Raw genomic sequence first — 18,995 nt, 5'->3', positions numbered from 1 at the left:
AAGTTGTGAAAGCCAACCTGTCGGTGCCATAGGCCAGACTGGATTCATGTTGCTCTCCGAGGTGGTCACGACATCGGCCGCGCTGGCCGGGACCCGGTCGCGGCTGAAGAAGGCAGAGTTCATCGCCGGATTGTTGTCCAAGGCCACTGAGCCGGCCGAGATCGAGATCGTCGTGACGTACCTGTCCGGCGAATTGCGGCAGCGGCGGACCGGGGTCGGCTGGCGGACGCTGAAGGACGCGCCCGAGCCGGCCACCGAGCCGTCGCTGACGGTCGAGGAGATCGACCAGGCGTTCGCGGAGCTGGCAGAGATGTCAGGCACCGGTGTGCAGGCGCGGCGGCGGGAGGCCGTGGACGGATTGTTCTCGCGGGCGACGGCGGATGAGCAGTGGTTCCTGCGTCAGCTCGTCGGCGGCGAGTTGCGGCAGGGCGCGCTGGACGGCGTGATGGCGGACGCGGTCGCGCGGGCGACCGGGATTCCGTTGGACAAGATCCGGGCCGCGGCGATGCTACGCGGGGCGGCTGCTCCGGTCGCCGTCGCCGTACTGACCGAGGGCGAGGCCGGGCTCGCGCAGTTCGGGCTCGAGGTCGGGCGTGGGGTGCAGCCGATGCTGGCGCAGTCGGCGACCACGGTCGCGGAGGCGCTGACGAAGACCGGCTCGCCGGCCGCGCTCGAGTGGAAGCTCGACGGGATCCGGATCCAGGTGCATCGCAACGGCGACGAGGTGGTCGTCTACACGCGGACGCTCGACGACATCACGACGCGGGTGCCCGAGGTCGTGGGCGCGGTCCTCGCCCTCGATGCGCAGCAGGTCGTGCTTGATGGTGAGCTCATTGCGCTGCGGCCGGACGGTCGGCCGGAGCCGTTTCAGGTGACCGGGTCCCGGACGGCGACGCGCGCGGCGACAGGGCCGGAGTCCGTGCCGCTCACGCCGTACTTCTTCGACATCCTGCATCAGGACGGTGAGGACCTACTCGGGCTCGACGGAGCATCGCGGCACGAGTGGCTGTCGAAGCTGGTGCCCGAAGAGCGCCGGGTGCCGCGGCTCGTGACCGATGACGCCGAAGCCGGGCAGGCGTTCTTCGCGGATGCGGTGCGGCGCGGGCACGAGGGCGTGATGGTGAAGTCGTTGACCGTGCCGTACGAGGCGGGCCGGCGCGGCTCCGGCTGGGTGAAGGTCAAGCAGACGCACACGCTGGATCTGCTCGTGCTCGCGGCGGAGTGGGGTCATGGGCGCCGGACGGGCTGGCTGTCGAACCTGCATCTCGGTGCGCGCGACGAGGAGACGGGCGAGTTCGTCATGCTCGGGAAGACGTTCAAGGGACTGACGGACGAACTCCTGCGGTGGCAGACCGAGCGCTTCCAGGAGCTCGCCGTACGGCGGGACGACTGGGCTGTCTATCTGCGTCCGGAGGTGGTGGTGGAGATCGCGTTCGACGGTGTGCAGACGTCGCCTCGCTACCCGGCCGGGATGGCGTTGCGGTTCGCCCGGGTGATTCGTTATCGCGAGGACAAGCGGCCCGCGGACGTTGATACGGTGCAGACCGTGCGTGCGATCCACGCCGGTCCAGATCTGGCGGAAGAAGGCCCAGCTGATGAATGAGGATCCTGACGTCGCGTCCCGCCGGATCGCCCGCGAGTCGATCGACCGCGACGACCCGACCGGCTGGTTCGAGCACCTGTACGCCGCGGCCGCCGAAGGAGCCGCCGTTGTCCCGTGGGACCGCGGTACGGCGCACCAACTGCTGACCGACTGGGTCAATGAGTCGAAGCCCGACGGCACCGACAAGACCGCGCTGGTCGTCGGCGCCGGCACCGGCTGGGACGCCGAGCTGGTCGCCGACCGCGGGTACGACACGACGGCGTTCGACATCTCCCCCACTGCGATCGCGACAGCGCATCGGAACCACCCGGACTCCAGGGCGCACTACATCGTCGCCGACCTGCTGGCTCCGCCGACCGACTGGCATCGCGCGTTCGATCTTGTCGTCGAGATCTACACGGTCCAGGCTCTGCCGATCCACCTGCAACCCAACGCCATCAAGCAGGTCACCGACTTGGTCGGCCCCGGCGGCACGCTCCTGGTCATCGCCGCCGCGCGCCCCGACGACCAACCCGACGACGAGATCCAAGGCCCGCCCTGGCCGCTGACCCGCGCCACCATCCGGTCCTTCACCGCCCCCGACCTCCATCTGATCCAACTCGACCGGGCCCCCAGCCCGACCGACCCCACCATCCTTCGCTGGCGAGCCGAGTACCTCCGCGACTAACCAAGCACCACCACCGCAAGCTGCTCCCGCCGGCACGCCATCGCGGAGCCCCGTCAGCTGCCGTCTCGTCGTGCGGTGGTCCCGAGTCTCGGTAGTGCTCTACCTGTCGAGCTGGCGATCAGCGCGGCACCGACCTCGTGTGGGGCGTATTACGGTGAGGTAGGCGTGGTGCGGGTGGAGGGCAGGACTGGGGGTCCGGATGGGTGAGTTGCCGACGTTGGTCTCGCGGGCGCAGGCGGCTGCGGTCGAGGTGGGGATGTCGTTGACGCGGGACGGGACGGGCCCCTCGAGCTGTCTTCCGGGTGTCGGGCGGTTCCTCGCCGTGCTTGCGGCGGGATGTCTGGGCGGGCGGATCGGCGAGATGGGTACGGGCGTCGGCGTCGGGGCGGCGTGGATGGCATCGGCGATGCCCGCGGACTGCCGGCTGGTGACGGTCGAGCTGGATCCGGTTCGGGTGGCGGCGGCACAGCGGGTGTTCTCCGATCAGGAGCGGGTCGAGGTGATCCACGGCGACTCGTACGACGAGTTGGCGCTGCGGGCACCGTTCGATCTGGTCTTCGTAGACGGCGGGCGGTCCGATCGCGTGGTCGAGTTGCTGCGGATCGGCGGGCGACTCGTGTTCGACGACGTGACGCCGGTCGAGGCGCTGCCCGCGGACTCGCCGTACCGGGAGAACGACCCGAAGCGGCAGTTCTTCTTCACCGATTCACGCCTGATAGCGACCGAAGTGGTTCTTCCGGACCTGCGAAATTCACTCCTGGTGGGCACCCGCGTGGCTTGAGATCGCATGGGAACATCTGTTCGAAAATCATGTAGACTCGCTCTATGGCGGGGCGAAACGTGGTGGGGCCGACGGCTCTGAGGATGATGCTTGGGGGTCATCTGCGGGAGCTCCGCGAGCGCGCCGGTGTCACCCGGTCAGACGCCGGCTGGGCGATCCGGTCGTCGGAGTCGAAGATCAGCCGGCTCGAGCTCGGGCGGGTCGGCTTCAAGGAGCGCGACGTCGCCGACCTCCTCACGCTGTACGGCGTGCATGAGGCGCGCGAGCGGGATCGCCTGCTGGAGCTCGCCCGCGAGGCCAACGACCCGGGCTGGTGGCATCGCTACGGCGATGTCACGCCGGACTGGTTCGACGCGTATCTCGGCCTCGAAGCGACCGCCGAGCTGATCCGGACGTATGAGATCCAGTTCGTCCCGGGACTGCTGCAGACCGCGGAGTACGCGCGAGCCGTCGCCCGGCTGACTCCGTCCGGCGTGCCGACCGAGGGTGAGATCGATCGGATCGTCGCTTTGCGCACTCGTCGGCAGCGGGTGCTGGACCGCGAGCCGCCGCTCAAGTTGTGGGCGGTCATCGAGGAGTCGGTGCTGCATCGCCCGATCGGCGGCCCCGACGTACTGCGCAATCAACTCGACGCGCTCCGCGAAGCGATCACCCGGCCGAATGTGACACTCCAGATCATCCCGCTCGCGAGCAGCGGTCACGCCGCGACCGGCGGGGCGTTCTCGCTCCTCCGGTTTCCGCAGCGCGATCTGCCCGACATCGTCTACCTGGAACACCTGACCAGCGCGCTGTACCTCGACAAGCGCGACGACGTCGAGGCCTACACGCAAGCGCTCGACCTACTGGCCTCCAGCAGCCCGTCACCCCAACAGACCGACCGCGAGCTGACCCGCCTGCTCGACCGCCTGGCGAGCTGACTCGGGCCTGTTTGGTAGTCCAGCGCCGTAGCGAGGAGGTGCTCGGTGCGGCGAGGTGCCGTGCCGAGTGCCGCGCAGTAGGCGCTGGACTACCAGACAGGCCCTAGTTCTCGGTGTCGGTCGACCCGAGGTGCTCGATGCGTCCCTGGTCCTCGCCCGCGTCGAGCAAGCTGCCGTCACCGGTCGGATTGTCGACGTACTCCGAGATCGCGATGTCCGGGTGGTGCATGTCGAAGGCCGGCGAGTCCGAGCGGATCCGTGGCAGCTTGTCGAAGTTGTGCCTCGGCGGCGGGCAGCTCGTGGCCCACTCCAGCGACCGGCCCCAGCCCCACGGATCGTCGACCTCGACGCGCGGATGCCGCCGCGACTTGTAGACGTTCCAGAAGAACGGCAGCGTCGAGATCCCGAGGATGAACGAACCGACCGACGACACCTGGTGCAGTGTCGTGAAGCCCTCGAAGGCGCTGTAGTCGGCGTACCGGCGCGGCATGCCCTCGACACCCAGCCAGTGCTGCACCAGGAACGTCGTGTGGAAGCCGATGAACAGCAGCCAGAAGTGCAGCTTCCCCCAGCGCTCGTCGAGCATCCGCCCGGTCATCTTCGGCCACCAGTAGTAGAAGCCGGCGAACATCGCGAACACCACGGTCCCGAACACCACGTAGTGGAAGTGCGCGACCACGAAGTACGTGTCAGAGATCTGGTAGTCCAGAGCCGGCGAGGCCAGGATGACCCCGGTCAGGCCGCCGAACAGGAACGTCGTCAGGAAGCCGACCGCCCAGAGCATCGGCGTATCGAACGACAGCGAACCGCCCCACATCGTGCCGATCCAGTTGAAGAACTTCACCCCCGTCGGCACGGCGATCAAGAACGTCATGAACGAGAAGAACGGCAGGTTCACCGCACCGGTCACGAACATGTGGTGCGCCCACACCGCGATCGACAGTGCGCCGATGCCCATCGTCGCTGCGACCAGACCGATGTACCCGAAGACCGGCTTGCGGCTGAACACCGGCAGGATCTCGGTGATGATGCCGAAGAACGGCAAAGCAATGATGTAGACCTCGGGATGCCCGAAGAACCAGAACAGGTGCTGCCAGAGGATCGCGCCGCCGTTCGCAGAGTCGAACACATGGGCGCCCAAGGATCTGTCCGCCTCGAGCACCAGCAGCGCCGCCGCGAGAATCGGGAACGCGATCAGGACCAGGATCGACGTGACCAGGATGTTCCAGCAGAAGATCGGCATCCGGAACATCGTCATGCCCGGCGCCCGCATCGTGACGATCGTGGTGATGAAGTTGACGCCGCCGAGAATCGTGCCCAGACCGGCCATCCACAGTCCCATGATCCACAGGTCGCCGCCGATACCCGGCGAGCGCACCTGGCCCGACAACGGCGAGTACGCCGTCCAGCCGAAGTCCGCCGCACCGCCCGGCGTGAAGAACGCGCCGACCGTGATCAGGCCGCCGAACAGGAACAGCCAGTAGCTGAACATGTTCAGCCGTGGGAACGCCACGTCCGGAGCACCGATCTGCACGGGCATGATCACGTTGGCGAACCCGACGAACAGCGGCGTCGCGAACAGCAGCAGCATGATCGTGCCGTGCATCGTGAAGAGCTGGTTGTAGGTCTCCTCGTTCACGATCTGCAGGCCCGGCTCGGCGAGCTCGGCGCGCATGACGAGCGCCATCACCCCGGCGATCAGGAAGAAGATGAAGGACGTGACCAGGTACAACTGGCCGATCACCTTGTGATCGGTCGTCGACAAGAGTTTGCCGATCACCTGCCCGAGTGGCCGCCGTCGTAGTCCGACAGCAGTCGCTCCGGTGCGCTCGGTGATCCCAGCCTGTCCGCTGACGCTGGCCACGGTTCGATTAGACACCTATGCACCGGAGAGGAACACCCCTTACCGGGAAGGACCGGCCGCGATCACTGCGCGTACGTCGTCCAGTCGCAGCGTCGCCGGATCGACGTCCATCAGGCACCAGGTGGCGCCGGCGTCGGCGTACGGGCGCGGATCGTCGTCGGGTTCGAGCGCCACCGCGATGTCGAAATTGTCCGGATTGCCGCGCAATTCCCGCAGTACGGCGGCCGGCTCGGCGAGCTGGTCCGGCGACGTGAGGTTGACCGGGAAGAACCCGTCGTACCGCGCGGCTCGCCGGATCGGCTTGGTGTTGCCGGGGAAGCCGGCGATCCACACCGGCACTCGCCCAGCGACCGGGCGGGGCAGGAACTGCACGTCGTCGACCAGGTGGTGCTTGCCGCGGTACTTCACCGGCTCCCCCATCCAGCCCGCCGTCAGGATGTCGAGCGTCTCGTCCATCTGCTCGGCTCGCACCCGGTCGTTCACCTCCTCACCGGTCTTCGAGTACTCCTGTGCGAAGCGATCACTGCCCAGCCCGACCCCGAGCGTCAGCCGACCGCCGGAAAGCCTGTCCAGAGTCGTTGTCTCGCGCAACAACTTGGCCGGTCGCCGGCGCGCGATCGGCGAGACCATCGGGCCGATCCGCAGCCGTTCGGTGGTCATCGCCATCGCGCTCATCGCGATCCACGGATCCGAGACCAGGCGGACCGGTTCCCGCCACCACAGCTGATCCCAGAGGAAGAACCCGTCCCACCCGGCTTCCTCAGCGGCCGCGGCCAGGTGCGCGACTTCGCGCGGGTCGGACAACTCGTCGAACAACGGCAACCAGATCGCGTACTTCATCGCGCCGCCACCTCATCAACAAACGCCTTCCAGTACGGCGCAGACAGCCCGTGCCCCATGCCGGCCAGCACTACGAGCCGAGCGCCCGGCACCGCGTCACGCACAGCCTCACCGTGCGGCAACGGCAGCAACGGGTCAGCATCTCCGTGCATCACGAGAACCGGGACCGTCAGGTCACCGAAACCACCGTTGCGTGGGCCGTCGAAGGTCATCGCGAAGTGGTTCGTCATCGCCGCCTCGTAGTCCCTGGTCCGAGCCATGTCCTCCACCACCAAGGCCCGGGCGGCCGACTCTTCGAAGTGGCCGGCGGCCTCCGCCTCGATCGCGCGTACGACGTACTCCTCGACGGCGGCCTGGTCGGCGAAGTCCGGCGTACCCAGATGAGGCATGTCAGGTGACGGCCCCGGGAGTCCTTCGTCGCCCGTACTCGTCGAGACGAAGGTCAGGGAGGCGACGCGAGACGGGTGATCGACGCCGAGGATCAGCGCCGTACCGCCGGACATCGACTGGGCCACCACGTGCGCCTTGTCGATGCCTAAGGCATCGAGCAGACCCACCGCGTCGGCCGCCAGGTCGCTCATCGCATAACCCGGTTCTCGGAGCGGGTACGCCGTCGACCGGCCGGTGTCGCGTTGGTCGTAGCGGATCACGAACCGCCCGCGGGCGGCGATTTCCGTACACAGCCGGCTGTCCCACCACAGCATGGAGGCGGTCGCGCCGTGGATCAGCAGGACGGCGGGATCGGCCGGATCGCCGTACGTCTCCGCGCAGATTTCGATGCCGTTGACCTCGTAGATGTTCTCCATACGAACGACCGTAGGAGGCGGCAGGTGATCGTGAAAAGCGATTGATTCTTATCAAAGCAATCGCTGATGGCGATAGAGTGCCGTCATGTACGAGTTGCGTCATCTGGCGACGCTGGCTGCCGTCGCCGACGAGGGTTCGTTCGGCCGTGCCGCGAGCAGGCTCGGGTACACCCAGTCGAGCGTCAGCCAGCAGATCGCAGTACTGGAGAAGATCGCCCGCGGTCCGCTGTTCGACCGGCCGGGCGGGCCGAAGCCGGTGCGGATCACGCCGCTCGGCGCTGTCCTGCTGCAGCACGCGCGCGACCTGCTGCGTCGCGCCGACGAGCTGAGTGACGGGATCGAGCGGTTCCGGGCGGGCGACAGCCGGATCGACATCGGCACGTTCCAGACCGTCTCGAACACGCTGCTGCCGCAGGTGATCCGCGGGCTGCGGGACGCGCATCCGGGCAGCGACATCCGGCTGTTCGAGGAGGAGACGGACGATCCGGATCTCACCGGGCTCGACCTGATGTTCTTCGACGGCCGCGGCGGCGACGGCATCGACCAGCTCAAACTGCTCGACGATCCGTACGTCCTGGTGGCGCGCCCCGACCACTTCCCGGCCGGACCGGTCCCGCTCGAGACGCTCGACGGCCTGCCGCTGGTCGCCCATCCACCGATCTGCCACCAGGCGGTGGTCGAGGACTTCCTGCGCGCTCGCAGCATCCGCCCGCAGTTCGTGTTCCGCACCGAAGGCAACGAGGCGCTGCTCGCGATGGTCCGCGCCGGCCTCGGTGCGGCCCTCGCGCCGCGTCTCGCCGTACTGCGGGACGACCCGAGCCTGACGCTGCACGAGCTCACGCCCGAGCTCCCGGCGCGGGAGATCTTCTTGCTGTGGCAGGCCGGCCGCACGCACTCACCGCTTGCGGCACACGCGATCGAGCTCGCGCGGAGTGCGGCGGCCGGCCTCAAATTAACTGACGGTTAGCACCTTCGACGCGGTCTGCGTCCCCTGGTGGTCTGCGTCGGCCAGCCACACCACGCGGTAGGTGTAGGTGCCGCGTGCGGTCGGCTTGATGCTGAACGCGTACTTCCCGTTCGTCGTCAGCTTCCCGGTCGTGACCGCAACCCACGTCGTACCGGAACGACGCTGCAGGTACGCCGTCGTACCGGCGTGCGGCGGGTTCAGGTACCCGTACAGCAACGTCGACGCGCCCAGCTTGATCGCGCCCGGCGTCAGGTACGCCGACAGCGCCGGGTGCACCTGGACGAGCGGAGCGGTGCTCCGCGTCCCCAGGACTGCACCGCCGCCGTTGTAGCCCCACATGTAGTAGGTCGACACGGCCGGCTTCTGCACGGTCGACGCGACCCCGCTGGCGTTCGTGGTGAACGATCCGACCGTCGTCCACTTGCTCGCGTTCTTCGCCTTCGAGTACAGCACCGCCGGTACGCCGGCCAGCGCCACGCCGTCCAGCCGACTGACCGCCGTCGACAGCGTCACCGCCTGCGTGTACATGATCGAGGCCGCACTGGCGCCGATGGTCGCCTTCGACCCGACGAGCTTCACGTCGACACCGGGACCGATCTTGCCCTTGCTGTCCTTCACCCAGACGCGGTAGGCGTAGCTGGCCGAGTTCGACAACCCGGTCTGCGTGAACAGGCTGGCCGTGCCGTTGTAGACCGCCGTACCGGACGTCGGCAGCGGCGGAGAGGTCGAGCCGACCGCGCTGCGAACCATGATCTGCCCCAGCGTCACGTTGGCCGGCTTTGTCCACCGCAGCGTCGCCGCTGCAACGCCACCGGTGACGGTGAAGCTGGTGACTGGTGGCGGCGGGGCGGTCAGGTTCAGGTAGTTCTTGTCGATCGACAACGTGACGCCACCGTTGGTCTCACTGACGCTGTCGTACTGATGAACGCGCTGGTGATTACTCCAGTACGCAGCCGGAACCGACATCGTGCCCGGAGTCCGGTTCCACTGGGCCATCCAGATGTTGTCCGGCCGCGTGTACGCGGTGCTCGTGTAGCCGCTGACCAGGTCCTGTCCCCCGTGCGCAGCGTTGACGTAAGCGCCCCCGACGTAGCCTCGCGAGTTCAACTCCTGGGTCCAACCACTCACATACGACAGCACCGCCGCCTTGCACGCCGCGGTCGACTCGTACGGCTCGAGGTCGGTGTAGATCGCGCTGCGCTGGGCGAACCCGAGCGCCTGCGCCGCGGCGACCGCGTTGATCGCAGCGTTGCGGCCCTGGACCAAGGCGGTTGAGGCGACCGACGACATCCGGCTCTTGTACGTCGTGCACGGCGCCTGGTAGCCGACGTCGATCAGGAGGAACTGCCAGCCCTTACTGGCGTTCGTGGCCACCCAGTCGGCAGTCAGGTTCGGCTGCGCGCAGGCACGGAGGCCGCCGCTGATGTAGATGCCGATCCCCTGGTACGTCGGGCGCCACGCGTCCATCGTGGACTGCGGCGGGGCGGTGCACGCATCGAAGCCGTTCCCGGCGAAGTTGCCCGTAGCAACCACCGATGGGGCGACCGCGGCCGGCGCAGCGACCCGGGCGGACGGCGTCTTCGTCACCACTCGACCGGTGGCGAGTACGTTGCTCGCCGCAGCCTCCGCACCCGGTGCGTAGTACGCGGTCGCCAGGACGCCGGCGTCGGTGACCGAGCGTCGGAGCAGGCCGTCGCTGGACGGCGTGTTCGTGGTCAGCGGCTCCAGGATCAGGCCGGAGCTGCGGCCGACGAGGTGCGCCGGGCAATTGGCCTGCGACGTACTGCGGCCCAGGTACACGGCGGGCTGGTCGAGCCGGACGCAGGCCGTCGGGTCGGCGGTCAGGTCGACGACCGGCCAGTTGGCCGGGACGGTTACTTGATAGCCGCGGTACGAGACGGTCTTCGTCTCGTCCGCGACAGCAGAAGTGGTGACGGTAATACCCGCCACCAGGGCGAGGGCGAGTGCCAGCCCCCCAGGTCTGAACAACCTCACAGTGCTCCCCAGATGATCGACGATCAGAGCCCCCAAGTGAAAGCGAGCACCTGCGCTCTTGTCGAAGAGCATCCGGCACTCGCCTCGATGCCCGGATGCTATCGGCGCAGGTGGTTCACCTGGTGGCCACCCCCATTTTGGATCGATCAGTTCAAAACGTGTTATGCTCGGCGGCATGCCGAGGCCGAGGACGTTCGACGAGGATCGCGCCATCGACGCCGCGATGCGCGTGTTCTGGTCGGCCGGCTACGAAGCGACCTCGACGCAGGACCTGTGTGAGGCGACCGGCCTCGGCCGGAGCAGCATCTACAACACGTTCAGCAGCAAGCGCGATCTGTTCGACCGCGCGCTGCGCCGGTACGTCGATCAGTTCACCGCGGCCCAGCTCGAGGTGATCGAGGACGCCGCCGTACCGCTCCGTGAACGGGTCCGGCGGATCCTGTGGACCGCGGTCGAGCCGGAGCCCGACGATCCGGCCGGCTGCTTCGTGATCAACACGATCGTGGAGCTCGGCCCGAAGGACGCCGAGATCATCGACCTGCTCGACCGGGACCACGAGTCCAAGCTGACTGCCCTGACGAACGCGATCCGCGCGGCGCAGGCCGGCGGTGAGCTCGACCCGGAGCAGTCCGCGACCGGGCTCGCGACGTACGTCTTCACCGTTCTCGGCGGTCTCCGCGTCGCCGCTCGGCGCGGCGCCGACCGCGCCAGCCAGCAGGCCGTCGTCGAGGCCACTCTCCGCAGCTTCTAAGCACTTCCCGCCGCTCCAATCCGAGAGGACATCCATGCCTCGCGCTGTCTATCTGCTCGGCCTGGCGATCTTCGCCCAGGGCACGTCCGAGCTGATGCTCGCCGGCCTGCTCCCCGAGATCGCGACCGACCTGCACGTGTCGATCCCGGCCGCCGGCCTGCTGATCTCGGCGTTCGCCGTCGGCATGCTCGTCGGCGCCCCGATCCTGGCCGTCACCACCCTGCGCTGGTCCCGCCGCGCGGCGATGCTCGCGTTCCTGGCGATCTTCGCGCTCACCCACGTCGCCGGCGCGCTGACGTCCTCGTACGGCGTCCTCCTCGCGACCCGCGTCGCCGGAGCCTTCGTGTACGCCGGCTTCTGGGCGGTCGCCTCGGTGACCGCGATCGAGCTGGCCGGACCGCAGGCCCGCGCCAAGGCGATGAGCATCCTGGCCGGCGGTCTCACCGTCGCCACGATCGTCGGCCTGCCCGCAGGCACCCTGCTCGGCCAGCACCTCGGCTGGCGGTCCGCTTTCTGGGCGGTCGCCGCGACGTCGGCGCTCTCGATCATCGGGGTCGTCGCCACCATCCCGCGGGGCCGGGCGGAGCGGACTCCCCAGCTGCGGCAGGAGCTGCGCAGTATGGCGAATCCGCAACTGTGGCTCGCGTACGGCACCACCGCGTTGTCGACCGGCGGAATCCTGGTGATCTTCAGCTACCTCGCTCCCCTGCTCACCGACACCACCGGACTGTCGGACGGCTGGGTGCCCGCGGTCCTGGCGCTGTACGGCGTCGGCGCGCTGCTCGGCATCACTGTCAGCGGACGGACGGCGGACCAACGCCCGTTCACCACGCTGGCCCTCAGTCTGACCGGAGTGATCGTCGCGGCGATCGTGCTCGCGCTCGCGACGAGTACGCCGTGGCTCGCCGTACCGGCGATCATCGCGGTCGGGACCTTCGGGTTCGCGTCCAACCCGGCGGTGAACTCGCGGGTGTTCAGCGTCGCCGGATCCGCGCCGACGCTGGCTGCGGCGTTCAACATCTCCGCGTTCAACGTCGGGATCACGGTCGGCCCGTGGCTCGGTGGACTCGCGCTCGACGGGGGCGCCGGGTACTCGTCGGTCGGCTGGATCGGCGCGGGGCTCGGAGTACTTGCCGTCGGCACCATTCCGCTCGCGATCCGGGCCGCTGGTCAGCCGACGTACGAGAGGGCCAGCTCGATGACCGGCTCGTAGGACGTGCGAGCGACGCCTGCCCAGAAGTCTTGACCGGCGACCAGGTCCTCGGTCGTCATCCGGTAGATCAGCGCGCGGATCAGCATCTGGCCCCACTCGGGCAGGTGTGCCCAACGCGCGGCGAGGTCGGGTTCGGCGCCGTACCAGCACAGCGCATCGGCAACGGCGACCGCCGACGCCCACGACGGCGGTCGCCAGTACACCGGCCAGTCGATGATCGCCGGCGGAAGCCCGTCGGCGAACATCACGTTCCCCGGCAGATCCCCGTGCACGACCTGCTCTGCCAGCTCGACCTGCCGCCACGCATCCACGAGCGGCGCAGTGAGTTCGCCGTACGCCGGGCTGCCGTCGTACGACTGCTCACCCCACGCGACCCGATCGCCGTCGGACCAAGGATCGTCGCGCCCCTCAAGGAAGCCGGGTCGCGGCAACCCGGCAACGGCCTCGTGAAAGGCCTCAGCTGCCGTCAGTACTTCGTCCTGCCGTCGGACGTCGGTCGCACCGGCGAGCAGTTCGCTGGCCTCCCACCCGAACTCGACCCATTCACCGCGAAGGCTCCGCACGGGCCGAGGCACCCGAAACGCCTCGGACTCAGGCAGGCCGTCCAACACCTCGGCCCGCCAGACACTCTCCGAAACCACGCGTTTCAGCACCACCGCCTCGGACCGCCACGTCTCGCCCTGCCCACCCGGCAACAACACCGCCGGCTCGGTCAGCCCGAACGCGTCCATCACTTCCTCACAAGGACCACCCATCCCCGCACCCTGCCATCAACAGCGCGCGGGCTCACCAGGTTTTAGGTCCGAGAGCTATAGGGTTCTGCAGTGACTGATCTCGACCTGTTCGGCGACCTCGACAGCGCTGCTCTTCCGGAGCGGCAGCAGCGGATCCTGGTGGTGATTCGCGACTGGGTGACCCGGCACGGGTACCCGCCGAGCAGTCGGCAGATCGGTGATGCGGTCGGGCTGCGGTCCTCGTCGTCGGTGTCGAAGCACCTCGCCAGCCTCGAGGAGAAGGGCTTCCTGCGACGGAGTCCGTCGGTCTCGCGACCGATCGACGTCCGGATGTTCCTGCAGGACTCCAGCACGCAGTCCACGAGCGACGACAACGTGCCGGTCCCGGTCGTCGGTGACATCGCGGCCGGTACGCCGATCTCCGCGATCGAGCACGTCGACGACGTCATGCAACTCCCCCGCGGGCTGACCGGGCGCGGCACCGTGTTCGGGCTGCGCGTCCGCGGCGAGTCGATGATCGACGCCGCGATCTGCGACGGCGACATCGTCGTGGTCCGCCAGCAGTCCGAGGCGCACTCCGGCCAGATCGTCGCCGCGATGATGGACGAGGAGGCGACGGTGAAGGTCTACCGCCGCCGCAACGGCCACGTGTACCTCGAGCCGCGCAACCCGGCGTACGAGGTCATCGACGGTGACAACGCCTCGATCCTCGGCGTCGTCGTGTCGGTACTCCGGAGCGTCTAGCGCTCCAGGTTGGTCTTCAGGCGGGCCATGTTCCGCACCATCTCCTTGCGGGACTGCGGGACCACCATCAGCGGCACGAGTAGCTTGCCGATGCCGTGACCCTCGAAGTCGAGGTCGATCGTCACCGTGCTCGCGTCCCGGCCGGCGATCGGCTCGACCGACACCTTGACCGTCGACCGGATCGGGCCCTCGTCGCCGTGCACCGCCCACGCCCGCGGCGGGTCGAACTCGGTCAGCCGCGACGTCACGTCCCGCTCGCGGCCGCCGATCTTGCGGCGCGTCAGGCACTTCGCGCCGACGACCGGCTCGCCGCCCTCGAGGTGTCCTCCGGTGACGTTTGCCTGCCACTCGGTGAAGTGGTTCGGGTCGGTGACGTAGGCGAACACCTCGTCCGCTGTCCGCTCGACCTCGATCTTCGTGACGATCGATCCCATGGCCCCAGTCTCCTACTCAGTCGGCTGCCTTCGATCTGTTGACGAACGGGGCGGCCCCGGATTCGACACGTTTGACGCCGAACAGGACCGGGACGCCGGGGAGCGCTGACAACAACCACGCCAGGACCGCCGAGACGACAAAGGCTGACGGCAGGAGTACGGCGTACTTCGTCCAGATCGCGGCGTCCCACTGCACGACGAAGTACGCGATCGCGAGGATGACCGGCTGGTGGACGATGAAGTACGGCATCGCGGCGCGAGCGAGTGGGGTCGGGAGCGTGCGCTGGAACGCCGGCGCGCGCATGCCGAAGCCGAGGACGGCGACCAGCCAGCCCCAGACGGCGAACGTGATGAGCGGCGAGTACCAGACGTACTGCCATGAGTACCCGGGGTCCGGCCACCAGCCGTCGAGGAAGTCGATGATCCCGGTGACGACGCCGAGCAGGAAAGCGCCGATGCCGAGGATCAGCCCGGGCACAGCGTCCCGGCGTACCGCTGCCAGCAGCCGCTCGTCGGACATCACCAGATACCCGACGACGAAGAAGTCGAAGAAGAACACGAACTCGCCCCACCCGTGCTCCGGACCGGGCGCGGCGAGCAGCAGCAGATGCACCGGAACCAGCGGTACGGCGAGGAGCAGGATCGAGCCGCGGCGCTGACATCGCTGCGCGATCCAATCCGTCCGACCGCGCAGCAGCATGAACAACGGCAGCCCGAGTACGGCGAACTGGATCAGGTAGATGAGGAACCAGAGGTGGTACGTGTCCCGCAACCACAGCGGCGCATCCCCGGCGAGATCGCTGAAGAACGTTCGTGCGTCGCCGAAGAACGACTGGTTCGACCGGCCCTTGTGGTGCTCCTCGATGAAGTACTGCAGCGGTGAGAGCAGCACGTACGCGACCACGAATGGGATGAGCAGCCGGATCGACCGCTCCTTCAGGAACTGCGCCGCGGTGCGCCACCGCAGCGCCAACCAGGATGCCGATCCGGAGATCATGAAGAAGAAGGCGAGACCCCACAAGCCGAGGAACGCGATCGCGATCGAGATCCCCTCGCTCGTCTGCGCGTTCTTCACATGCCAGTCACCGTCGTCGAACGGCCGCAGGGTGTGGAACACGAACACCCCGAACACCGCCAGCACCCGCAACCAGTCGAGAAACCACAACCGTTCGCCCCGCCCCTGAGCTCCCATGAAGAAAGCATGGTGGCTCAGCGGGCCAGCCGCTCGCGCAACAGGTCGAGTTGCGCCGGATTGGCAGTCAGTTCGGCCGCACGCTTGTCTGCGACGCGTGCTTCGGCGTCGCGGCCGAGCTCACGGAGGAACTGCGCTCGAGTCGCGTGGAACAAGGGGTAGGTGTCGAGGGCGAGCAGGTCGAGCTCGGTCAGAGCGACCTCCGGTCCGTCGACGAACGAGAGTGCGACCGAGCGGTGCAGGCAGGTCACGGGACTCGGCTGGAGCGTGAGAAGCATGTCGTACAGGACGAGGATCTGGCGCCAATCGGTCTCGGCCCAGGTCGGCGCCTCGCTGTGGCAGGCGGCGATGGCGGCTTGCAGCTGGTAGGCGCCGGGCGCGTGGTGACGATAGGCCGTTCTGGTGAGCAGAGCTGTCGCTTCGCTGATCGCGGTGTGGTCCCAGAGAGTGCGGTCCTGGTCTTCGAGCAGGACGAGTTCGCCGGAGGGTGTGAAGCGCGCCGCCGTACGGGCTCGGTGGAGGCGGATCAGGGCGAGCAGGCCGGCGACCTCGGGCTCGTTGGGCAGCAGGCCGTGGAGTAGCGCGGTCAGCCATTCGGCGTCGTCGACCAGGTCGCGCGAGTGCGCGCGTTCCGCCGTACTGGAGAGGTAGCCCTCGTTGAAGAGCAGGTAGATGACGGTCAGTACTTCGGTGAGGCGCTCGGACAGCTCGTCGTCGCGCGGGATCCGGTACGGGATGCCGGCGTCGGTGATCTTGCGCTTCGCCCTCGTGATGCGTTGCGCGACCGCGGACTCGGAGGCAAGCAGGGCGGCCGCGATCTGCCCGGTCGTCAGGCCGCAGACCACGCGCAGGGTGAGCGCGACCTGCGCCTCGCGGGCCAGGGCCGGGTGGCAGCAGGTGAAGATCAGCCGCAGCCGGTCGTCCGGCGCCGGGTGGTCGTCCTGGCGCTGCAACTCCGACAGCTTGGCGCGGTAGTTCTGCTGACGACGCAGTACGTCGAGACCGCGCCGCTTGGCGACCGTGAACAGCCAGGCATCCGGCCGATCCGGGATGCCCTCGACCGGCCAGCGCCTGAGTGCGATCTCGACCGCGTCCTGGACCAGGTCCTCCGCAGCGGAGAAGTCGCCCAGCAGTGAGACCAGCGAACCGGCCAGCCGGCCTGCGTGGTCACGCACCACGCGGGCCAGCTCGTCCTCGGTACTCACATCTCTGCCACCGGACGGATCTCGACCACCGGGCAGGCGGGCCAGGTCCTGACCATCCGCAGCGCCTCGTCGAGGTCCGCGACGTCGATCTCGGTGAACCCGGACACGACCTCCTTGCCCTCGATGAAGGGACCGTCGGTCGTCATCGCCACGCCACCGTCCAGCCGGACCGTCGTCGCGGTCTCCGGACCCTGCAGCTTGTTCCCGCGGTCGGTGATCTTGTCCCGGTGGTCGTCGAACCACTGGTACACCCGCCGGTACGCCTCCTCCCGCTCGGCCGGCCCCTTCGCCTCGAACTCCTTGGCGAACTCCTCGGTCTCGATGAACATCAGCACGTACTTCACACCCGAACCTCCTTCCGGACAGTCTTGCTCAGGACGCGGCCAGGTTGGCGTAGAGATCGACACCGTTCCCGGACGGATCGGCGACGGTCGCGTAACGCATCCCCCACGGCGCGTCGAACGGCTCCTGCAACCCGGTCACACCGGCGGCCACCAGCTCGGCGTACGTCGTGTCGACGTCGGCCGGGCCGTCGTACTCGAAGGTCAGGAACGTCCTCCCCTGCTTCGGCGGCGTCCAGTGCTCGGTGGTCTTGCTCCGCAGGTCCTCGGTGTCGAGCATCAGGTGCAGCCCGTTCGGCAGGTCACAGCCGGCGTGGTTGTCCGGCATGGAGGGGTCGCGGACGAACTCGAGGCCGAGCCGGCCGTAGAACTCGATCGCGGCGCCGAGGTCCGACACGACGATGTCGATGGCTTTCACAGTCGTAGGCACTGCTGTCTCCTAGCGATGATGAACAAACTGTCATCGGGGAGACGATCGGCGGACCCGCGAATGCGACACTCTGACATCATGAAGCACCCGATCTTCGCCCGGATGTACGCGCGCGTCCGCCCCGCCGTGGATCGGGAGGGCGCGGGTGCGCACCGGCGTCGGCTGCTGGCCGGGGCGGCCGGTCGGGTGGTGGAGATCGGCGCGGGTGACGGCGGGAACTTCGCGCATTATCCGGCTGAGGTCGTCAGCGTTCTCGCAGTTGAGCCTGAGCCCTATCTGCGCGCTCAGGCGCGGGAGGCCGCAGTACGCGCGCCGGTGCCGGTCGAGGTCGTTGAGGGTACGGCGGAGCGGTTGCCGGCTGCTGATGCGTCAGCTGATGTGGTTGTGGTGTCGCTGGTGCTGTGTTCGGTGCCGGATCAGCAGGCGGCGCTGGCCGAGGCCGCTCGGGTACTGCGGCCGGGTGGGGAGCTCAGGTTCTACGAGCATGTCGCCGCGGACGGCGGGCGGCTGGAGACGGCGCAGCGTCTCGCGGATGCGACTGTCTGGTCGTTGTTCATGGGCGGCTGTCATGTGCATCGCGACACTGCGGCTGCGATCGAGGCGGCGGGGTTCGTCATCGAGGAGGTCGATCAGTTCGACTTCCCGGCGAACCAGCCCAACCCGGCGCGTCCACACATCCTCGGCCGCGCCCGACGCTGATCTCAATTGTGGTTCGGGCGGCACCATGCAGCTCGACAGGACGTATACCTCCACTATCGGCCACCTCCCGCCCGCGCACGCGTGTAACCAGGCCCGACCACCCGACACCTCCTGTCGAGCTTGCACATCCGCCGCTATCAGGGACCCCCGTGCCGACAACGGCCCTGCCCGGTTCACCGCACGGCATGGGTTAACCCCCGACATGGCCGGTTGCCCCCTGGCATACGAGGTGGACAACCGGCCAACTCAGGGGTTGACCCCTCAGACGGTCCAGCACGACCGGCAGCTGCTGGCGTGCGCGCGCCGCGCTGGCCGACGCCGCCGGCGAGCTCCGGCCGTGGCCGTCCTGGCTCAGGGCATGAGGTCCATCGCCGCCCGGCCCTCGGGGAAGTACGTCGGGACCGATACCTGGTCGTGCACGATCATCCACTGTCCGTCGATCTTCTGCCACGCCGACGTCCAGCGCAGCCAGTAGTCGATCTTGCGGCCGGTGCCCAGGCTCGCGTTCATGTGGTTGAGGCTGTAAACGACCGCCAGGCTGCCGTCGACGAGCACGGTCAGGTCGCGGGTCTCGTACTCGAGCGGCAACTGGAACATGGTGAAGATCTGCTCCCAGTTCGACATCTTCTTCTCCGCACCGAGGTGCCGCAGCGGCGCTTCGATGTCGAACGAGACGATGTTCGGGGCGAAGATCGTCCTCAACGTCTCCAGGTCCCCGGTGCGGACCGAGTCGAGCAGGCTCTCGATACGCTCACGGATATCTACTTCGGCTACTGCGTTGTCTGTGGTCATGATCGCTACGACGAGACAGC

General features: G+C 68.1%; 20 protein-coding genes. 9 read left to right on the top strand and 11 right to left on the bottom strand.

The annotated features are described in order from the left end of the window. Nucleotides 1-46: 46 nt before the first annotated feature. The 4 genes from EV645_RS33495 to EV645_RS33480 all read left to right on the top strand — a co-directional run bounded on the left by EV645_RS33495 (nt 47) and on the right by EV645_RS33480 (nt 3,968). Nucleotides 47-1,603, top strand: a complete 1,557-nt coding sequence (locus tag EV645_RS33495) for an ATP-dependent DNA ligase (protein ID WP_130448085.1) — start codon at nt 47-49, stop codon at nt 1,601-1,603. After that, the gene (locus tag EV645_RS33490; RefSeq protein WP_130448084.1) at nt 1,596-2,270 is read left to right on the top strand and encodes a class I SAM-dependent methyltransferase; all 675 of its coding nucleotides are present in this window, start codon (nt 1,596-1,598) and stop codon (nt 2,268-2,270) included. Before EV645_RS33495 ends, EV645_RS33490 begins: the two co-directional genes overlap by 8 nt. 199 nt (nt 2,271-2,469) lie before the next feature. Then, a complete protein-coding gene (locus tag EV645_RS33485) occupies nt 2,470-3,051 on the top strand; it encodes an O-methyltransferase (protein WP_198682039.1) in 582 nt (193 codons plus the stop codon). Between the two features lie 44 nt (nt 3,052-3,095). Beyond that, nucleotides 3,096-3,968, top strand: a complete 873-nt coding sequence (locus EV645_RS33480; RefSeq protein ID WP_130448083.1) for a helix-turn-helix domain-containing protein — start codon at nt 3,096-3,098, stop codon at nt 3,966-3,968. A 103-nt stretch (nt 3,969-4,071) separates the two neighbouring features. On the opposite strand, the gene ctaD is transcribed toward EV645_RS33480, so the two are convergent. From ctaD to EV645_RS33465, 3 genes are all read right to left on the bottom strand, one after another. Beyond that, nucleotides 4,072-5,748 carry an aa3-type cytochrome oxidase subunit I gene (ctaD, locus tag EV645_RS33475; protein ID WP_242000864.1) on the bottom strand — a complete coding sequence of 559 codons (1,677 nt, stop codon included), beginning with the start codon at nt 5,746-5,748 and terminating at the stop codon, nt 4,072-4,074. A 123-nt stretch (nt 5,749-5,871) separates the two neighbouring features. Then, complete coding sequence (locus EV645_RS33470) at nt 5,872-6,672, bottom strand: LLM class flavin-dependent oxidoreductase (RefSeq protein ID WP_130448082.1); 801 nt, start codon at nt 6,670-6,672, stop codon at nt 5,872-5,874. After that, entirely contained in the window at nt 6,669-7,478 is an 810-nt protein-coding gene (locus tag EV645_RS33465) for an alpha/beta fold hydrolase (protein WP_130448081.1), read from the bottom strand. Before EV645_RS33465 ends, EV645_RS33470 begins: the two co-directional genes overlap by 4 nt. Before the next feature lie 85 nt (nt 7,479-7,563). On the opposite strand from EV645_RS33465, the gene EV645_RS33460 reads away from it, so the two are divergent. After that, the gene (locus EV645_RS33460) at nt 7,564-8,445 is read left to right on the top strand and encodes a LysR family transcriptional regulator (RefSeq protein ID WP_130448080.1); all 882 of its coding nucleotides are present in this window, start codon (nt 7,564-7,566) and stop codon (nt 8,443-8,445) included. Here the strand turns inward: EV645_RS33460 and EV645_RS33455 are convergent. Continuing rightward, on the bottom strand, nt 8,431-10,434 hold the full coding sequence (locus tag EV645_RS33455; protein ID WP_422386658.1) for a glycoside hydrolase domain-containing protein: 2,004 nt from the start codon (nt 10,432-10,434) through the stop codon (nt 8,431-8,433). The two genes, EV645_RS33460 and EV645_RS33455, sit on opposite strands and share 15 nt — an antisense overlap. A gap of 181 nt (nt 10,435-10,615) precedes the next feature. Between EV645_RS33455 and EV645_RS33450 the strand changes: the two genes are divergently transcribed. Together EV645_RS33450 and EV645_RS33445 are read left to right on the top strand one after the other, a co-directional pair. Further along, nucleotides 10,616-11,191, top strand: coding sequence for a TetR/AcrR family transcriptional regulator (locus tag EV645_RS33450; protein WP_130448078.1), 576 nt, complete (start codon nt 10,616-10,618; stop codon nt 11,189-11,191). 34 nt (nt 11,192-11,225) lie between these two features. Next, the gene (locus EV645_RS33445; RefSeq protein ID WP_130448077.1) at nt 11,226-12,404 is read left to right on the top strand and encodes a Cmx/CmrA family chloramphenicol efflux MFS transporter; all 1,179 of its coding nucleotides are present in this window, start codon (nt 11,226-11,228) and stop codon (nt 12,402-12,404) included. Here EV645_RS33445 and EV645_RS33440 read toward each other — a convergent pair. After that, on the bottom strand, nt 12,362-13,159 hold the full coding sequence (locus EV645_RS33440) for a TIGR02569 family protein (RefSeq protein WP_130448076.1): 798 nt from the start codon (nt 13,157-13,159) through the stop codon (nt 12,362-12,364). The two genes, EV645_RS33445 and EV645_RS33440, sit on opposite strands and share 43 nt — an antisense overlap. Before the next feature lie 69 nt (nt 13,160-13,228). Here EV645_RS33440 and lexA point away from each other — a divergent pair, with 69 nt between their 5' ends. Continuing rightward, on the top strand, nt 13,229-13,882 hold the full coding sequence (lexA, locus tag EV645_RS33435) for a transcriptional repressor LexA (protein ID WP_130448075.1): 654 nt from the start codon (nt 13,229-13,231) through the stop codon (nt 13,880-13,882). On the opposite strand, the gene EV645_RS33430 is transcribed toward lexA, so the two are convergent. Genes EV645_RS33430 through EV645_RS33410 form a run of 5 tightly spaced genes read right to left on the bottom strand, consistent with a single transcriptional unit; the run spans nt 13,879 to nt 17,484 of the window. Next, nucleotides 13,879-14,316 carry an SRPBCC family protein gene (locus EV645_RS33430; protein WP_130448074.1) on the bottom strand — a complete coding sequence of 146 codons (438 nt, stop codon included), beginning with the start codon at nt 14,314-14,316 and terminating at the stop codon, nt 13,879-13,881. The genes lexA and EV645_RS33430 overlap by 4 nt on opposite strands. Before the next feature lie 16 nt (nt 14,317-14,332). Continuing rightward, nucleotides 14,333-15,508 carry an acyltransferase family protein gene (locus EV645_RS33425; protein WP_130448073.1) on the bottom strand — a complete coding sequence of 392 codons (1,176 nt, stop codon included), beginning with the start codon at nt 15,506-15,508 and terminating at the stop codon, nt 14,333-14,335. Nucleotides 15,509-15,525: 17 nt separating this feature from the next. Beyond that, the gene (locus EV645_RS33420; protein WP_130448072.1) at nt 15,526-16,713 is read right to left on the bottom strand and encodes an RNA polymerase sigma factor; all 1,188 of its coding nucleotides are present in this window, start codon (nt 16,711-16,713) and stop codon (nt 15,526-15,528) included. Further along, nucleotides 16,710-17,057 carry a YciI family protein gene (locus EV645_RS33415; protein ID WP_130448071.1) on the bottom strand — a complete coding sequence of 116 codons (348 nt, stop codon included), beginning with the start codon at nt 17,055-17,057 and terminating at the stop codon, nt 16,710-16,712. The genes EV645_RS33420 and EV645_RS33415 overlap by 4 nt, the downstream gene beginning before the upstream one ends. A 28-nt stretch (nt 17,058-17,085) precedes the next feature. Next, nucleotides 17,086-17,484 carry a VOC family protein gene (locus EV645_RS33410; protein ID WP_130448070.1) on the bottom strand — a complete coding sequence of 133 codons (399 nt, stop codon included), beginning with the start codon at nt 17,482-17,484 and terminating at the stop codon, nt 17,086-17,088. A 78-nt stretch (nt 17,485-17,562) separates the two neighbouring features. Between EV645_RS33410 and EV645_RS33405 the strand changes: the two genes are divergently transcribed. Further along, nucleotides 17,563-18,183, top strand: coding sequence for a class I SAM-dependent methyltransferase (locus EV645_RS33405; RefSeq protein ID WP_198682038.1), 621 nt, complete (start codon nt 17,563-17,565; stop codon nt 18,181-18,183). Between the two features lie 351 nt (nt 18,184-18,534). Here the strand turns inward: EV645_RS33405 and EV645_RS33400 are convergent, their stop codons facing one another. After that, nucleotides 18,535-18,975 (bottom strand): YybH family protein, encoded by a 441-nt coding sequence (locus tag EV645_RS33400; protein WP_130448068.1) that lies wholly within the window; start codon nt 18,973-18,975, stop codon nt 18,535-18,537. Between the last annotated feature and the right edge of the window lie 20 nt (nt 18,976-18,995).

This window comes from Kribbella rubisoli, from assembly GCF_004217145.1.
Classification (GTDB): Bacteria; Actinomycetota; Actinomycetes; order Propionibacteriales; family Kribbellaceae; genus Kribbella; species Kribbella rubisoli.
Note: the sequence above shows the minus strand (reverse complement) of the source record. Positions and strands in the feature narration are given on the sequence as shown.

What these genes read in the sequence shown, in the direction of transcription:
- EV645_RS33425 (WP_130448073.1), bottom strand. Translation starts at nt 15,508, where the DNA reads ATGGGAGCTCAGGGGCGGGGCGAACGGTTGTGGTTTCTCGACTGGTTG.
- EV645_RS33470 (WP_130448082.1), bottom strand. Translation starts at nt 6,672, where the DNA reads ATGAAGTACGCGATCTGGTTGCCGTTGTTCGACGAGTTGTCCGACCCG.
- EV645_RS33460 (WP_130448080.1), top strand. Translation starts at nt 7,564, where the DNA reads ATGTACGAGTTGCGTCATCTGGCGACGCTGGCTGCCGTCGCCGACGAG.
- EV645_RS33430 (WP_130448074.1), bottom strand. Translation starts at nt 14,316, where the DNA reads ATGGGATCGATCGTCACGAAGATCGAGGTCGAGCGGACAGCGGACGAG.
- EV645_RS33490 (WP_130448084.1), top strand. Translation starts at nt 1,596, where the DNA reads ATGAATGAGGATCCTGACGTCGCGTCCCGCCGGATCGCCCGCGAGTCG.
- EV645_RS33400 (WP_130448068.1), bottom strand. Translation starts at nt 18,975, where the DNA reads ATGACCACAGACAACGCAGTAGCCGAAGTAGATATCCGTGAGCGTATC.
- EV645_RS33445 (WP_130448077.1), top strand. Translation starts at nt 11,226, where the DNA reads ATGCCTCGCGCTGTCTATCTGCTCGGCCTGGCGATCTTCGCCCAGGGC.
- EV645_RS33465 (WP_130448081.1), bottom strand. Translation starts at nt 7,478, where the DNA reads ATGGAGAACATCTACGAGGTCAACGGCATCGAAATCTGCGCGGAGACG.
- EV645_RS33450 (WP_130448078.1), top strand. Translation starts at nt 10,616, where the DNA reads ATGCCGAGGCCGAGGACGTTCGACGAGGATCGCGCCATCGACGCCGCG.
- EV645_RS33495 (WP_130448085.1), top strand. Translation starts at nt 47, where the DNA reads ATGTTGCTCTCCGAGGTGGTCACGACATCGGCCGCGCTGGCCGGGACC.
- EV645_RS33405 (WP_198682038.1), top strand. Translation starts at nt 17,563, where the DNA reads ATGAAGCACCCGATCTTCGCCCGGATGTACGCGCGCGTCCGCCCCGCC.
- EV645_RS33440 (WP_130448076.1), bottom strand. Translation starts at nt 13,159, where the DNA reads ATGGGTGGTCCTTGTGAGGAAGTGATGGACGCGTTCGGGCTGACCGAG.
- EV645_RS33480 (WP_130448083.1), top strand. Translation starts at nt 3,096, where the DNA reads ATGGCGGGGCGAAACGTGGTGGGGCCGACGGCTCTGAGGATGATGCTT.
- EV645_RS33485 (WP_198682039.1), top strand. Translation starts at nt 2,470, where the DNA reads ATGGGTGAGTTGCCGACGTTGGTCTCGCGGGCGCAGGCGGCTGCGGTC.